This is a genomic window from Aeromonas crassostreae (assembly GCF_054052445.1).
Window position 1 is genome coordinate 78,873 of record NZ_JBSTYM010000011.1, and the last position, 13,988, is coordinate 92,860.

Here is a 13,988-nt window from a genome sequence, read left to right on the forward strand (position 1 = left end):
TCCCCTCCTTTTTTGCGGCTTGTGCTGCCCTGGGCTCAGGCTCAGGCTCAGGCTCAGGCTCAGGCATCAGGCGATGCGCTCCAGGCGGGCCATGTAGAAGCCGTCGAAGCCGGTCTGGCTCGGGCTGACGTTATGGTCATCCAGCAGGCGGAAGTGCTCGTTGGCGGCGAGGAACTTGTCTACCTGCTGACGGTTTTCCGCCGGCAGTATGGAGCAGGTGGCATAGACCAGCATGCCGCCGACCTTGGTCATCTGGCTGTAGCGTTGCAGTATCTCTTCTTGCAGCGCCATCAGCACGGGCAGTCGCTCGGCGGTGTCGCGCCACTTGGCATCCGGGTTGCGCTTGAGCACGCCGAGGCCTGAGCAGGGCACGTCCAGCAGCACCCGATCCGCACTCTCTTTCAGGCGCTTGACCGTCTTGCTGCTGGTGATGACCCGGGTCTCCACGTTGTGGGCCCCGGCGCGGCGGGCGCGCTGCTTGAGGTTCTCCAGCTTCCACTCTTCCACGTCCATGGCGAGCAGGCGACCCTTGCCCTCCATCAGGGCGCTGATGTGCAGCGTCTTGCCGCCGGCACCGGCGCAGGCGTCGATGACCCGCATCCCGGGCTTGACGTCGAGGGCCGCGGCCACCAGCTGGGAGCCGGCATCCTGCTGCTCGAACCAGCCATCGGCGAAGGCCTTGGTGCGAAACAGGGCGGCATCGGAGGTGACCTGCAGGGCGGACGCCACTCCCTCGACCGGGATGGTGCTGACCTGCTCCTTGGCCAGGGCGGCCTGCAACTGCTCCCGGGTGCACTTGAGGGTGTTGACCCTCAGGTAGCGCTTGGGCATCCAGGCCAGGGCGGCGCGCTCGGCAGGCCAGGCGTCCCCCAGCTGCTCGCTGCCCAGCTTCTCCAGCCAGCTGGGGCAGCCATCCATCAGCACAGGATTCTTCTTGGCCTCGGTCAGACGGCGACGAAATGCCTCTTCATTGAAGCGATCCAGACTGGGGTGGTTGGGCATACTAATCTTGTGAAACGCATGCCAGGCCAGCAGCAGCGGCCAGACGTTCTTCGCCGCCTGCCGCACCTGAATGCCGGACAGGTTGCAGTAGAGGCTGAGGCGACGCAGCAGATCGCCGGTGACCAGGGCAATCCTTGCCTGTTCTTGGGGTTTGAGTTCGATGCCGGAGAAATGACGGGCGTAGGCTCTGTCCAGGGTGAGTCCCTGGGTCAGTACGTCGTCAAGAATGGCATCAACCAGATCCCCGAAACGGGGCAACAGTGGGGACTTGAGCATGAGATTAACCTTGGCCGAAGAAATCCGCGCAATGATAGGGGTTAGACCAGATTGGCGCAACCGCGGTGCTTGCCGCACCCCTGATAAACGGCCATGATCCCGTTATTTGTCGGCGCAGCCGCCTTTGGCGCTCGCCCAGGGCACAGACGATAAGGATATCCAGATGATGTCGATGCGAATGCTTCTGTTATGCATACCCCTGTTTTGTGGCCAGGCGTGGGCCCAGTCGACGCCCCATTGGAATACCCTGGCGGCCAGGGGCCAGGAGGACGCCGGCGTGCAGGTGCGGGCCCGGGCCTTTCGCCAGGTTGAGGAGGTCGGCGGCCAGCTGACGGCGCTGGCCGATGGCGCCCGCACCCTGATGCTGCCCCTGCCGGAGGGGGGCGAGGTCGGTTTCACCCTGACGGCCAATGATCTGCTGCCGGCGGCGCTGGCGGCCAGGTATCCCGAGATCCTCACCTTCAGCGGCCAGAGCCTGCAGGATGGGCGCGATACCGGCCGCTTCGAGCTGGGGCCCCTCGGCTTTCACGGCATGTTCCGCCATCAGGATCGGCTCATCTTCGTCGATCCCCTGGCCGATGGGCTCGGCTATGTGGTGTACGATCAGCGCGACGCCCTGACTCCGCTGGATCAGCAGGCCGACGAGGTGCTGGGTCAGCCCCTGGCCGCCGCCCGGGCCGTGCTGGTGAGCGGCAACGAGCGCAGGCGCTATGTCATCGCCATCTCGGCCACGGGGGAGTACACCCAGTATCACAACGGCACCAAGGCCGGCGCCCTGGCGGCCATCGCCACCCTGCTCAATCGGGTCAACGAGGTCTACCAACGGGATCTGGGGGTGAACTTCCAGCTCATTCCCAACAACGACCTCATCATCTATACGGATCCCGCCACCGACCCCTTCAGCAATGACAGCAGCGACATGACCGAGAACCAGAACGTGCAGGCGGGGGCCCTGGGGGGCACTGCGTTCGATATCGGCCATGTGCTCAACACAGGGGGAGGGGGCCAGGCCGTGGTGGGCAGCCTGTGTCTCTCCAGCTTCAAATCCCAGGGGGTGACGGGGGCCTCGGATCCCGTGGGGGATGCCTTCTTCATCGACTATGTCTCCCACGAGCTCGGACATCAGCTGGGGGCCGAGCACACCTTCAACGGCACCACGGGGGATTGCGGCAGCGGCAGCCGCAGCGCCAGCCAGGCCTGGGAGCCGGGCAGCGGCAGCTCCATCATGGGCTATGCCGGTCTGTGCGGGGAGGAGAGCCTGGGCAGTCGCAGCCTGGCCTATTTCCACAGCAAGTCCATCGAGCAGATGCGGGCCCACATGGCCCGTTACCCCAACTGCGGCACGGGGGAGGCGCTGAGCAACAATGCGCCCCAGGTTGCGGCGGGCAAGGACTACGTGATCCCGGCCAACACCCCCTTCCTGCTCAGCGGCGGCGGCTCGGATCTCGATGGCGACAGCCTGACCTACAACTGGGAGCAGATCGATCTGGGCACCGCCTCCAGCAGCCTGGCCACCATGGTCGATGACGGCAGCCGTCCCATCTTCCCCTTCGTGGCGCCCGGCTCCTCGAGCCAGCGGCTCCTGCCCAGCCTGAGTTCCCTTCAGAGCGGCACCCTGGCCAAGGGGGAAGCCTGGCCGACCACCAACCGCACCCTGAACTTTCGCCTGACGGCCCGCGACGGCAAGGGCGGGGTCGCCAGTGACGAGATGCAGGTGCAGGTGGTCAACACCGGCTCAGGCTTCAGGCTGACCGCCCCCCTGGATGGCACCCTGGCGGAGCAGCAGTCCCTGGCCATCGCCTGGCAGGTGGCGGGCAGCCAGTTTGCCCCCATCTCCTGTGGCAAGGTGGACGTGGCGCTGAGCGCCGACGATGGCCAATCCTGGAGCCTGCTGGCGAGCGGCATCGCCAACAGCGGCGCCGCCACTCTGCTGTTGCCCACCCTGCCCGCCTCGGATCAGGGACGACTGAAGCTGAGCTGCAGCGACAACATCTTCTTCTCCATGAGCCCCAGGCTGCGGCTGGCGGGCAGCGGCAGCACCATAGGCAGCGTCAGCCAGCCGGTCACGCCGACGACGCCCATCGTCGATTCGAGCGGGGATGGGGGCGGCGGTGGCGGCGGCAGTGCTAGCCCCTGGCTGTTGCTGCTGCTCGCCCTGGGGGGCGCCGCCCGGCGTTGGGGGCCCCGATGAGGGCCCTCTGGCCCCTGGGGCTCCTCCTGCTCGCCGGTTGCCAGGCCGATGCCAGCTCCCAGGGGGTTGCCCAGCCTGATATGACGGTGCCAGAGGTCGTCGTGCCGGATCTGACCCAGGCTCTGGACGAGCACCTGGCTCGGGGCGATCACCGCCTCATCATCCGGGCCGGACGGGGCCAGATGGCGCCGGGCATCGCGGCGGAGCAGCAGCAGGCCGCCAAGGCCCGCTGCGGCATACGCTATCTGACGGGGCTGGTGGACATGGTCAGGCCGGGGGAAGAGGCCAGGCAGCAGGCGCTGACCGAGTTCGCCGCCGAGTACAACCGCCAGATGCTCGGCCACTGTCCGCCCGATGAGGGGAAATAAGGCCGTCATGGCGCGCCGCTGGAGAAAGAGGCCAGTCAGCGGCCGACTCATCTGCCCGGCCGATGAGAGGGAGTGACGCCGCCACGGGTGGCTGCTGCGAGGGGGGGCCCTGGGCCTCCCCTCGCAGTTGAGGCTTGTGGCGAGGGCGGGCTCGTCGCACAATGCCAGCCAGAACATGCCCGTCGCCATGGGGGCGGGGAATGGGAAAAATAAAGAAGGAAAAACAAGATGATGGATGTTGCCGATCTGCGCCGTGAGTACATCAAGGGGGGGCTGCACCGGGCGGATCTGCCCGCTGAACCTCTGGCCCTGTTCGAGAAGTGGCTGGGGCAGGCCTGCGAGGCCAGGCTCTCCGATCCCACCGCCATGGTGGTGGCGACCGTCGATGGCGAGGGGCAGCCCTGGCAGCGCACCGTGCTGCTCAAGCACTTCGACGACGCCGGCATGCTGTTTTACACCAACATGGGCAGCCGCAAGGCGAGCCAGCTGGCGGGCAACCCTCGCATCAGCCTGCTCTTCCCCTGGCACATGCTCGACAGGCAGGTGCATGTGACGGGCCGGGTGGAGAAGCTGGGCTCCCTCGAGGTGATGCGCTACTTCCACAGCCGCCCCAAGGATAGCCAGATAGCGGCCTGGGTCTCCCAGCAATCGTCCCGCATCAGTGCCCGTGGCGTGCTGGAGGCCAAGTTTCTCGAGCTCAAGCAGAAGTTTGCCAATGGCGAGGTGCCGCTGCCGAGCTTCTGGGGCGGTTACCGGGTGGTGATCGACACGGTGGAGTTCTGGCAGGGGGGCGAGCACAGGCTCCATGACCGCTTCCTCTATCGGCGAGAAGGGGCAGGCTGGCAGATAGACAGACTGGCGCCCTGAGGCCAAGTGACCGCTCACAAGGCCGCCGCCTGGCCAAGGCTCTCTCCCCTGCGCCTGCTGCTCGATGGCGAGCTGCTCGCCCCCCACTGGCTGCCGGTGCTGGCCCGCTGGCGCCAGGCTGGCCATGGCTGGTGGCTGCTGGGTCGCCCAGACAGAGAGGGCCCTGCCATCCCCCCAGGTGGTGAGCCAGATGGCTGGCTCGAGGCCAGCCAGCTCTTGGCCGACTGGCTGGCCCCGGCCCCCCATGCCCTGGAGGCGCAGCCGCCGAACCGGCAGATCCTGTTGAGCGGCTCCCTCTCCTTGCAGGTACTGGCTCGGGAGCTGGGGCTGCTGACCTTGGGGCCGGGCGCTGGGGATCAGGATCTGGCGCCAGGGGACCCTCTGGGGCCGGCCCTGACCCGGTTGCTGGCCAAGCGCCTGACCATCCCTACCCTGAGCGAAGTGAGCGCTTCGCTCACGCCGACCCCAAATGAAGTCACCACTTCTCCCCCGTCACCCCCGAGCCTTGCCTCGTCAGCGTGCTTGACGCTGCGCCCCCTGCTGCCCGGGGACGAGATCTGGATCCGCCGCTATTGCCGGGACGCCGCCCTGAGCCGGTATACCCTCAACATCCCCCACCCCTACCCCGATGAGGGGGCCCTGGACTGGCTGCGTCTGTGCTGGCGCAGGCAGGCCCTGGGGCAGGGCTGGAGCTGGGCCATCACCCTGGATGACGAAGGAGGCGAGGAGGCGGTGGGTACCCTCTCCCTCGGCCGGGATGGCAGCCTGGCCTGGTGGGTGGGGCAGCCCTGGCAACATCGGGGGCTGGCGACCCGGGCCGCCCGACTGGTGCGCGACTTTGCCTTTGGCCGCGCCCGCTTGCCCGAGATCAACGGCTGTCACATGACGGCCAATCTGGCCTCGGGCCGGGTGATGGCCAAGCTGGGCATGGTGGATCTGGGGGTGAGCGCCCTGGCGTCTCGCCCCGATTGCCTGGTGCGCCACTGGCGGCTGGCCGCCCCCGGGAGCCAGGGCTGAGGCGCGGCGTCCATGGCGCTCAATCGTTTTCCTGGGGCGAGGCTCCCATTTCTCGACAAAGCCGTGCCGGCGCCGCGACGGTTATATGGAATAATGGCGGCAAGTTGTATCAGGAGTCTGTCTTATGCTGAGAACCGAGCGCCCCGGCGACATGCTGCCGGTCTATGAACTGGTGAGTGCCGCCTTTGGCCGTCACGATGAGGCCGAGCTGGTCAATCGCCTGCGCGAGTGTGGCGCCGCCGTGGTGACCCAGGTGGAGGAGGAGGACTATGAGTTCATGGGCCACCTGCTGCTCAGTCCCGTCACCATCAACGGGCAGGAGGGCCCCTGGCTGGGCCTGGCCCCGGTCGCGGTGCATCCCGACTGGCAGGGCCAGGGCATAGGCTCGGAGCTTATCCGCGAGGGACTGGACACGGCGCTGGAGATGGACTGGAAGGCGGTGGTGGTGCTCGGCGATCCCGCCTACTACGGCCGGTTCGGCTTTCGTCCCGCCAGCGAGTTCGGTCTGCACTGCTGCTATGAGGTGCCGAGTGAGCACTTTATGGCCATGGAGCTGCAAGCGGGAGGCCTGGCGGGCCTGCAGGGGGAGGTACTCTACCATCCGCTGTTTGACGAGATGCCGGAAGAGGCCTGATCCTGGCCCATGAAAAAGGCGCCATCAGGCGCCTTTTTCGTCTCTGTCATCCGGCAGGGATCAGTCGCCGAAGAACCAGTAGCCGCGGTTGATGAGGCGGGTCAGCAGTTGCAGGAAGCCCGCCTGATCGGCCAGTTCCACCATGTCGGCCTGGGTGATCATGTCCTTGTCGCACAAGAGGGAAATGGCGGCCGCATCCTCGCTCGGCAGAGTCCAGGCCTCGCCGTCGATGTAGCAGGTGCGGCTCTCGCCGCTGAACCAGACGCTGCGCAGCCCCGGCACCTTGATGGCGGGCTCGCCCTGACTCAGCAGATCGGCCACCTCGTCGGCGCCGTAGTCGGGCTCCATGGGGCTCACGTCCAGATCGTGCTTGGCCTCGGAGATCATGGTGCCGAACCACTCCTTGAACAGGGTCTCGTCATCCAGGGCCTGCTGCATCAATTCCCGCAGGCGGTGCAGCTCATGGGGCTGGATCTCGCCGTGACGGGCGCGGGGCTGGAGGTCCGGGTCGCCGTAACGCTCGGTGCGCAGATCGTTGTCGATCAGGTGATCGGCAAAGGAGGAGATGAGCGCCTTGGCATCCGGGGCGCGAAAGCCCACCGAGAAGTTGAGGGAGGGCTCGATGGCGTAGCCCTCGTGGGGGAATCCGGGCGGGATGTAGAGGATGTCGCCCGGCTCCATGATGGCGTCGATAATCGCCTCGAACGGCTCGCAGTGCAGCAGGGCGGCGTGGGCGGCGAACTCGCCGAGGGGCTTGGCATCGCCGACCCGCCAGTGGCGCTTGCCCTGGCCCTGGGTGATGAAGACGTCGTAGTTGTCGATATGGGGGCCGACGCCGCCGTGGGGGGTGGAGAAGCTCACCATCACATCGTCAAAGCGCCAGCCCGGAATGAACTGGAACGGCAGCGCCAGCTCGTGCACCTCGGGGGCCCAGTGGTTGCAGGCCTGCACCAGCACGGTCCAGTTCTCCTCCCCCAGGTGATCGTAAGATTCGAAGGGGCCGTGGGACGCCTCCCACTGGTTGTTGAAGCGGGTGACGAGGCGCGATTCGATCACCTCCTCCATGGCCAGCCCCGCCAGCTCGTCCGGGCTGATGGGATCCTGAAAGTCTTTGAAGCCCCCCTTGATGAGGAGCGGGCGCTTCTGCCAGTAGTGCTCGAGGAAGTGAGCGATATCCAGATTGAGTTGGTACATGGTGCTTCTCGTATCTTGTGAGAGGGCTTGCCCAAGGCGGGCTTGGGCAAGGCCTGTCGGGTGCTTGAAAAGAGCGGGGGCCCTGTGGCAACAGCTGCACAGGGCCCCCGTGTATCAGGTTATCGGCTTATTTCAGCAGATCCACCAGACGCTGGGCGTCGCCGATGTAGTTGGCCGGGGTCAGCTTCTTGAGCTCCACCTTCACGTCCTCGGGCAGTGCCAGCGTGTCGATAAAGGTGCGCATGCCTTCGGCGTCGACGCGGCGGCCACGGGTCAGCTCTTTGAGCTTCTCGTAGGGCTTCTCGATGCCGTAGCGGCGCATCACGGTCTGTATGGGCTCGGCCAGCACTTCCCAGTTGGCGTCCAGATCGGCGGCCATGGCGTCCGCGTTGGCTTCCAGCTTGGAGATGCCCTTCAGGGTCGCCTGATAGGCAATCAGGGAGTAACCCACCGCCACACCCAGGTTGCGCAGCACGGTCGAGTCGGTGAGATCACGCTGCCAGCGGGAGATGGGCAGTTTGCTCGCCAGGTGCTGGAACACGGCGTTGGCCAACCCCAGGTTGCCTTCGGAGTTCTCGAAGTCGATGGGGTTGACCTTGTGGGGCATGGTGGAGGAGCCGATTTCGCCGGCGATGGTGCGCTGCTTGAAGTGGCCCAGGGAGATGTAGCCCCAGACGTCGCGGTCGAAGTCGATGAGGATGGTGTTGAAGCGGGCCAGGGCGTCGAACAGCTCGGCGATGTAGTCGTGGGGCTCGATCTGGGTGGTGTAGGGGTTCCAGGTCAGGCCGAGGGAGGTGACGAACTCCTCGGAGAACTGGTGCCAGTCCACGGCCGGATAGGCGCTGAGGTGGGCGTTGTAGTTGCCGACGGCGCCGTTGATCTTGCCGAGGATCTCCACCGCCATGATCTGCTTGAGCTGGCGCTCCAGACGGTAGGCGACGTTGGCCATCTCCTTGCCCATGGTGCTCGGGGTGGCCGGCTGGCCGTGGGTGCGCGACAGCAGAGGCATGTCGCGGTACTCGGCGGCCAGACGCTTGAGTTCGCCGATGAGCTTGTCGCAGTAAGGCTTGATCACCTGGTCCCGGGCGGTTTTCAGCATCAGGCCGTGGGAGTTGTTGTTGATGTCTTCCGAGGTGCAGGCGAAGTGGATGAATTCGCTGACGGCGGCCAGCTCAGGGGTCACTTCCACTTTTTCTTTCAGGAAGTACTCCACCGCTTTCACATCATGGTTGGTGGTGCGCTCGATGGCCTTGATGCGCGCGGCATCCGCCTCGCTGAAGCCGCTGACGATCTCGTCGAGCAGGGCATTGGCCTGGGCACTCAGGGCCGGGACTTCCGGGATCCCGGCGTGGCTGGCCAGTTTCTGCAACCAGCGCACTTCTACCTCGACGCGAAAACGCAGCAGACCGAACTCAGAGAAGATAGGACGCAAGGCATCGGCCTTGTCGCCGTAGCGACCATCGATCGGGGATACGGCAGTCAGCGCTGACAACTCCATGGGGGTGAACTCCTGATGTGTGTGGGGGGTTAGCATCGGCTCACCCCCGGGGGGGGGGGGGGGTGCGGGACATTAAAAAAGTATGGGCAGGTCCACCCACATATTGGGGGGGCAAATTATCTGGGTGCGGCTGCCACCCAGTTGGCGCCAGAGCACGGCGGCGCGGATGCCCGCCAGCAGCAGGGCGCGCACCTTGTGCTGTACCAGGGGTTGCTGCAGGAACAGCGGCGTGCCCGCCACCTGGATGCGCGGCCCTATGGGGCTGATGAGATCGCTGTAGATGCTCGCCATGTTGGCCAGGATCTGCTCGTCCAGCAGATCGAAATGCTGTTGCTGGCGAGCGATCTGACCGATGCGCTCCCCCAGCATGTTGAGGATGTCCTTGCGCTTGGCCAGCTTGCGCTCCAGTGCAATCAGGCTCACCACGTAGCGGGTCAGCTCGGCATTCTTCTGGCTGCCGTCGGCCCCCAGCTGCTCCACCAGGGCGCGGTAGCCGTCACGAATGGCCAGGTGGCTGCCGAACACTTCCAGGGGCTGTTTGGGGTCGGTCACCAATATGCTTTGCAGGCTCTCGCGCAGGGCGGCCTCGTCACAGCTGCCATCCCGGGCCACCTTCTGCACCAGATAGGCCGCCTGGCAGATGCCGGCAAAGGCCATGGTTCTGTCTTGAAATTTGTCGCTCATATCTTCACAGCCCTGTTCTGTTCATTCACCGGCCGATGCCATGACCCGGCCTGGAATTTGTCGGCCATAGCTTCACAGCCCTGTTCTGTTTTTTCACCGGCCGATGCCGTGACCCGGCCTGGAATTTGTCGGCCATAGCTTCACAGCCCTGTTTTGTTTTTTCACCGGCCGATGCCGTGGCAGGCCCTGATCCGGCCCTGGAATTTGTCGCTCACGTCTGCTGCCTTCTGTTAAGGATTCAAACCGGATGGCTGAAACGCTGCTCTATGATGCCGCCGCCCAGGCACACTTCCCCGTCGTAGAAGACGGCGGACTGGCCCGGGGTCACCGCAGCCTGCTTCTCGTCGAAGATGACGCGTATGGTCAGATCGTCGATGGGCTGGATCAGGCAGGGGATATCCTGCTGGCGGTAGCGGGTCTTGACGGTGACGCGGCGCGGCTCGCGGATGGGGGTGCGATCCACCCAGTGCAGCTGGCTCGCGATCAGGCCGTCGGAGTAGAGGCGGGGGTGATCCCCTTGCGCCACCACCAGGGTATTGCGCTCCACCTCCTTGTCCACCACGTACCAGGCCTCTTCGGTCGCATCCTTCATGCCGCCGATGCCAAGGCCCTTGCGCTGGCCCAGGGTGTGATACATCAGGCCCTGATGCTCGCCGATGACCTTGCCGTCCACGGTTTCGATGGGGCCGGGCTGGGCGGGCAGGAACTTCGCCAGGAAGTCCTTGAACTTGCGCTCGCCGATGAAGCAGATACCGGTGGAGTCCTTCTTCTTGGCGGTGATGAGGTCGAGCTGCTCGGCGATGCGGCGCACCTCGGGTTTTTCCAGATCCCCGACCGGGAACAGGCTCTGACCCACCTGGGCTTCGCTCAGGGTATAGAGGAAGTAGCTCTGATCCTTGTTGTTGTCGAGACCGCGCAGCAGGTGCGGGCGGCCCGTGCTGTCGTCACGGCGCACATAGTGACCGGTGGCGATGTAGCTGGCCCCCAGCTCCTCGGCGGCAAACTCCAGGAACGCCTTGAACTTGATCTCCTTGTTGCACAGGATATCCGGGTTCGGCGTGCGCCCCGCCTTGTACTCTGCCAGGAAGTGTTCGAACACGTTGTCCCAGTATTCGGCGGCGAAGTTGATGGTGTGGAGTTTCATCCCCAGCTTGTCACAGACCGCCTGGGCGTCAGCCAAATCCTGGGCGGCAGAGCAATACTCGTCCGTGTCGTCCTCTTCCCAGTTCTTCATGAACAAGCCTTCGACCTGATAGCCCTGCTGCTGGAGCAGGTAGGCCGAGACGGAAGAGTCCACACCGCCGGACATGCCGACGATCACCTTGATTTGGCTGTTATCTGTCATTGAGTGTCGTTACCATTTCGTTTAAACGGGGCGTATTCTAACAGAGTTTCGTCGCCCCGGTCACATATCACATTTGTCCCGCGCCATGGTCGCGCCTTCGCGGTAATCGTTTGCCTCGATCGTCGGCAAGGGGGCGGGCAAGAACGGCAGGGCTGACCCTTGCCAACGCCCCGGGCCAGGGGCTAGCTGCCCTGGATGAAGGCCTGGAGCGCCGACAGCGGCAACCGGGTACCCGCCAGATAGTCCTGGATGCACTGCCACACCAACGGGCTGCGCAGGGCCGGGCGACGCTCTGCTATCTCGGCCAGGGTGAACCAGTGGCAGGCGAGCACGTCGCCGTCGGGATCCTCGGGCAGGTGCTGGCCTGGCGCCTCGGTCAGATCGAACACCAGGGCGGTGCGCAGGAAGGTGGCCTCGCTGTCGGCGGGTTTGAACAGATAGTTGCCGAGCCAGGCGTTAGGGGCGGCGCAAAGCCCCGTCTCTTCTTTGAGTTCGCGCCGGGCCGCCTCCATCAGGGTCTCCCCTGCTTCCACATGACCGGCGGGCTGGTTGAAGCGCCGCTCGCCGCGGATCTCTTCCTCGACCAGCAGGAAGCGTCCCTGCCAGTGCACCAGGGCGGCGACCGTGAGGCGGGCGGGCAGATAGTGGTGGTCCATAACAAGGCTCCTGCTGATGGGCACAACGCGGTGCCGGGGGTTAGTTGAGTTCGCTTCGATAATCGGGGGTTAGGCCCGGCTTGTCACCCGCGGCCTGCCATCCGGCCTATCGTCACCTGGGATCCGAGGGCGCCCTTGCCGTCGCTTTCCCATGTTGGCGTGCCCGAATGGATTCAGGCAAGGGGCAGGCCGCGATAACGCCTTGGCCAGAGATGCGCCGCGCCCCTTTTTCGCCATGGCCCCGCCATCGCCAGGGCCCCCGTTGTCATGCCCGGGTTCAGATCTTGCGGGCCGGGCGGCGGGCGCTGGCGCGCCCGGATCCCTTGCCGCCCGCCCCGCTACCGCTCTTGTCGCTCGCCCCGGTGCGGGCTGCTCTCCTGGCTGGCGCCTTGCTTGGCGAGGCTCTCCCCGGGCGAGGGGGGGAGGGCATCTCCTGGCTGGTCAGGGCGCGGCTCTCCCCCGGCGCCAGACCATCCAGGGTCCAGTCGCCGATGGCGTAGCGGATGAGGCGCAAGGTGGGGTGACCGATATGGGCGGTCATGCGCCGCACCTGGCGGTTGCGCCCCTCCACGATTTTTATCTCCAGCCAACAGGTGGGGATCGCCTTGCGCATCCGAATGGGCGGGTTGCGTGGCCACAGTGCAGGTTCATCCATGATGCGCGCCCCGGCGGGCAGGGTCATGCCGTCGTTGAGCGCCACCCCGGCGCGCAGGGCCGCCAGCTTCGCTTCATCGGGGATCCCTTCCACCTGCACCCAGTAGGTCTTGGGGGTCTTCTCCCCCGGCTGGGTGAGGCGTGCCTGCAGCTGACCGTCGTTGGTGAGCAGCAAGAGTCCCTCGCTGTCGCGGTCGAGGCGGCCGGCGGCATAGATGCCGGGCTCGGTGATGTAATCCTTGAGGGTCTCGCGCCCCCCTTCGTCGGTGAACTGGCACAGCACCATATAGGGCTTGTTGAGCAGCAAGAGCCTGCGATCTGCCGGAGCCACTGCCGGTTTGCCGCCGAGGGAGGGCTGGCTGCCGGCCCGCTGGGGCTCATGTTTTGCTGTGCGGCCAGAGAGGGAGAGGCGGGGACGATCAGGTTTCATCGCGTGCATACCAAAAACAGGGGATGGCGGAGTGTACCACAGGGGCGCAGGCCCATGGGCCATGGAGGAGATAACACCCGCCTCACTGGGATCAGGGCTCAATATTCGAGAAACTTCTCGCCGCAGCGCTCGCAAATCAGGTGCCTTACATGGGGGGCCTGGTGAGCCAGCGTGTCACCGAATGCCCAGTGGGTGATGCTGCTGGCAAGAAAGGCTTGCCAGAAGGCCTTGCGCGGCTCCTTGGGCATGATGTCTTGAGTGTGATCGCGGGCCACCAGCACCACGAGATGGCGGGTGCGCTCGCCGCATTGGTCGCAGCGATGAATTTCGCTTAGGGGTTGGGTGGTGCGCTCTGTTGTCATGATGAGACCCGCTGTGGATGGGCGGCCATCATAGTCTTCTCCGCTTGGCTCTCAATCCCCAGATAGAGGACATCCACCCGCTGTGAGGGGGCCCCATGTCACGGATTGAGCAAAAAGACCACCTCCCCCCGGTAGTGGGGGGAGGCGGCCAGTGTTGCCTGCCAGGCGGGATCCCAGTCGCCATCCTGCACCAGCCCCACCTTGAAGGGGAGGCTGAGTTGGAGCATGGCGGGCAGATAGGCCTGATAGCCAGGCACAGTGTGTTTGCCCTGATAGGTCTGGATCACCAGCTCGTCCACCGGCAGGCGATTGAGCTCTGCCAGGTCCCCCGTTTTCGCCCAGTCCAGCAGCCCCGTCACGCTGAGCTTGCACCCGGCAGGCAACACCAGCCTGAGGCGCTGCAAGGCGTCGGCGTACCGATCGAGTCGATGGGTGGCCGCATCGAGGTCTATCTGGATCCCCGTCACCCCGGCGCCCACCCGGCGCCACGCCTCATACAGGTGCACCAGCACCTTCTCGTGATCCGGGGTGAGGGGCAGCGCATTGACGCGCACCACCAGCCAGAGCTGCTCTGCCCTGATGGGGGAGGGGGCCCGCCCCAGCTTGACGAAGCGGGGGCCGGCGGGCCTGCCCAATATCTCCCCCTGATGCAGATAGAGGGTGCTCGCCTGCGCCAGGACCGGCTGGGGGCGGGTGGCGGACCAGAGCCAGAATGCCTGATAGGCGCTGGCATCAACCCCGGCTTCAAGGGGGGTGGCCAGGGTCGCCAGCAGCAGCGCCAGCAGAGCGCGTTCAGGGGGTCTGCTCATG

The 13,988-nt window shown here is 65.5% G+C and carries 14 protein-coding genes; 5 read left to right on the forward strand and 9 right to left on the reverse strand.

Features of this window, described 5'->3' with window-relative positions; translation table 11 throughout:
* Positions 1 to 66 precede the first annotated feature (66 nt).
* Positions 67 to 1,278, reverse strand: a complete 1,212-nt coding sequence (locus ACW5W4_RS10690; protein WP_456689339.1) for an RsmB/NOP family class I SAM-dependent RNA methyltransferase — start codon at positions 1,276 to 1,278, stop codon at positions 67 to 69.
* A 178-nt stretch (positions 1,279 to 1,456) separates the two neighbouring features.
* On the opposite strand from ACW5W4_RS10690, the gene ACW5W4_RS10695 reads away from it, so the two are divergent.
* The 5 genes from ACW5W4_RS10695 to ACW5W4_RS10715 all read left to right on the forward strand — a co-directional run bounded on the left by ACW5W4_RS10695 (position 1,457) and on the right by ACW5W4_RS10715 (position 6,355).
* Positions 1,457 to 3,469, forward strand: a complete 2,013-nt coding sequence (locus tag ACW5W4_RS10695; protein ID WP_456689340.1) for a reprolysin-like metallopeptidase — start codon at positions 1,457 to 1,459, stop codon at positions 3,467 to 3,469.
* Positions 3,466 to 3,837, forward strand: coding sequence for a hypothetical protein (locus ACW5W4_RS10700; protein WP_456689341.1), 372 nt, complete (start codon positions 3,466 to 3,468; stop codon positions 3,835 to 3,837). The genes ACW5W4_RS10695 and ACW5W4_RS10700 overlap by 4 nt, the downstream gene beginning before the upstream one ends.
* A gap of 228 nt (positions 3,838 to 4,065) precedes the next feature.
* Positions 4,066 to 4,704, forward strand: coding sequence for a pyridoxamine 5'-phosphate oxidase (pdxH, locus tag ACW5W4_RS10705; RefSeq protein ID WP_456689342.1), 639 nt, complete (start codon positions 4,066 to 4,068; stop codon positions 4,702 to 4,704).
* Positions 4,705 to 4,710: 6 nt separating this feature from the next.
* Positions 4,711 to 5,721: a GNAT family N-acetyltransferase gene (locus ACW5W4_RS10710; RefSeq protein ID WP_456689343.1), complete on the forward strand. Its 1,011-nt coding sequence runs from the start codon at positions 4,711 to 4,713 to the stop codon at positions 5,719 to 5,721.
* Between the two features lie 124 nt (positions 5,722 to 5,845).
* Complete coding sequence (locus tag ACW5W4_RS10715) at positions 5,846 to 6,355, forward strand: GNAT family N-acetyltransferase (protein WP_408797353.1); 510 nt, start codon at positions 5,846 to 5,848, stop codon at positions 6,353 to 6,355.
* Positions 6,356 to 6,415: 60 nt separating this feature from the next.
* Here ACW5W4_RS10715 and ACW5W4_RS10720 read toward each other — a convergent pair whose 3' ends face one another.
* The 8 genes from ACW5W4_RS10720 to ACW5W4_RS10755 all read right to left on the reverse strand — a co-directional run bounded on the left by ACW5W4_RS10720 (position 6,416) and on the right by ACW5W4_RS10755 (position 13,987).
* On the reverse strand, positions 6,416 to 7,549 hold the full coding sequence (locus ACW5W4_RS10720) for a ribosomal protein uL16 3-hydroxylase (RefSeq protein WP_456689344.1): 1,134 nt from the start codon (positions 7,547 to 7,549) through the stop codon (positions 6,416 to 6,418).
* Positions 7,550 to 7,676: 127 nt separating this feature from the next.
* The gene (gene purB, locus ACW5W4_RS10725) at positions 7,677 to 9,047 is read right to left on the reverse strand and encodes an adenylosuccinate lyase (protein WP_456689345.1); all 1,371 of its coding nucleotides are present in this window, start codon (positions 9,045 to 9,047) and stop codon (positions 7,677 to 7,679) included.
* Positions 9,048 to 9,119: 72 nt separating this feature from the next.
* Entirely contained in the window at positions 9,120 to 9,731 is a 612-nt protein-coding gene (hflD, locus tag ACW5W4_RS10730; protein ID WP_456689346.1) for a high frequency lysogenization protein HflD, read from the reverse strand.
* 238 nt (positions 9,732 to 9,969) lie between these two features.
* Positions 9,970 to 11,076, reverse strand: coding sequence for a tRNA 2-thiouridine(34) synthase MnmA (gene mnmA, locus ACW5W4_RS10735; RefSeq protein WP_456689347.1), 1,107 nt, complete (start codon positions 11,074 to 11,076; stop codon positions 9,970 to 9,972).
* Between the two features lie 182 nt (positions 11,077 to 11,258).
* Entirely contained in the window at positions 11,259 to 11,732 is a 474-nt protein-coding gene (locus ACW5W4_RS10740; RefSeq protein ID WP_456689348.1) for an NUDIX hydrolase, read from the reverse strand.
* A 277-nt stretch (positions 11,733 to 12,009) separates the two neighbouring features.
* Positions 12,010 to 12,825, reverse strand: coding sequence for a 23S rRNA pseudouridine(2457) synthase RluE (gene rluE, locus ACW5W4_RS10745; RefSeq protein ID WP_456689349.1), 816 nt, complete (start codon positions 12,823 to 12,825; stop codon positions 12,010 to 12,012).
* Between the two features lie 89 nt (positions 12,826 to 12,914).
* Complete coding sequence (locus tag ACW5W4_RS10750; protein ID WP_456689350.1) at positions 12,915 to 13,178, reverse strand: hypothetical protein; 264 nt, start codon at positions 13,176 to 13,178, stop codon at positions 12,915 to 12,917.
* Between the two features lie 98 nt (positions 13,179 to 13,276).
* The gene (locus ACW5W4_RS10755; RefSeq protein ID WP_456689351.1) at positions 13,277 to 13,987 is read right to left on the reverse strand and encodes a DUF3142 domain-containing protein; all 711 of its coding nucleotides are present in this window, start codon (positions 13,985 to 13,987) and stop codon (positions 13,277 to 13,279) included.
* Between the last annotated feature and the right edge of the window lies 1 nt (position 13,988).

Bases quoted from the DNA above. Each gene is read 5' to 3' on its own strand.
- ACW5W4_RS10690 (WP_456689339.1), bottom strand. From the start codon at position 1,278: ATGCTCAAGTCCCCACTGTTGCCCCGTTTCGGGGATCTGGTTGATGCC.
- ACW5W4_RS10695 (WP_456689340.1), top strand. From the start codon at position 1,457: ATGCTTCTGTTATGCATACCCCTGTTTTGTGGCCAGGCGTGGGCCCAG.
- ACW5W4_RS10700 (WP_456689341.1), top strand. From the start codon at position 3,466: ATGAGGGCCCTCTGGCCCCTGGGGCTCCTCCTGCTCGCCGGTTGCCAG.
- pdxH (WP_456689342.1), top strand. From the start codon at position 4,066: ATGATGGATGTTGCCGATCTGCGCCGTGAGTACATCAAGGGGGGGCTG.
- ACW5W4_RS10715 (WP_408797353.1), top strand. From the start codon at position 5,846: ATGCTGAGAACCGAGCGCCCCGGCGACATGCTGCCGGTCTATGAACTG.
- ACW5W4_RS10720 (WP_456689344.1), bottom strand. From the start codon at position 7,549: ATGTACCAACTCAATCTGGATATCGCTCACTTCCTCGAGCACTACTGG.
- purB (WP_456689345.1), bottom strand. From the start codon at position 9,047: ATGGAGTTGTCAGCGCTGACTGCCGTATCCCCGATCGATGGTCGCTAC.
- hflD (WP_456689346.1), bottom strand. From the start codon at position 9,731: ATGAGCGACAAATTTCAAGACAGAACCATGGCCTTTGCCGGCATCTGC.
- mnmA (WP_456689347.1), bottom strand. From the start codon at position 11,076: ATGACAGATAACAGCCAAATCAAGGTGATCGTCGGCATGTCCGGCGGT.
- ACW5W4_RS10740 (WP_456689348.1), bottom strand. From the start codon at position 11,732: ATGGACCACCACTATCTGCCCGCCCGCCTCACGGTCGCCGCCCTGGTG.
- rluE (WP_456689349.1), bottom strand. From the start codon at position 12,825: ATGCACGCGATGAAACCTGATCGTCCCCGCCTCTCCCTCTCTGGCCGC.
- ACW5W4_RS10750 (WP_456689350.1), bottom strand. From the start codon at position 13,178: ATGACAACAGAGCGCACCACCCAACCCCTAAGCGAAATTCATCGCTGC.
- ACW5W4_RS10755 (WP_456689351.1), bottom strand. From the start codon at position 13,987: ATGAGCAGACCCCCTGAACGCGCTCTGCTGGCGCTGCTGCTGGCGACC.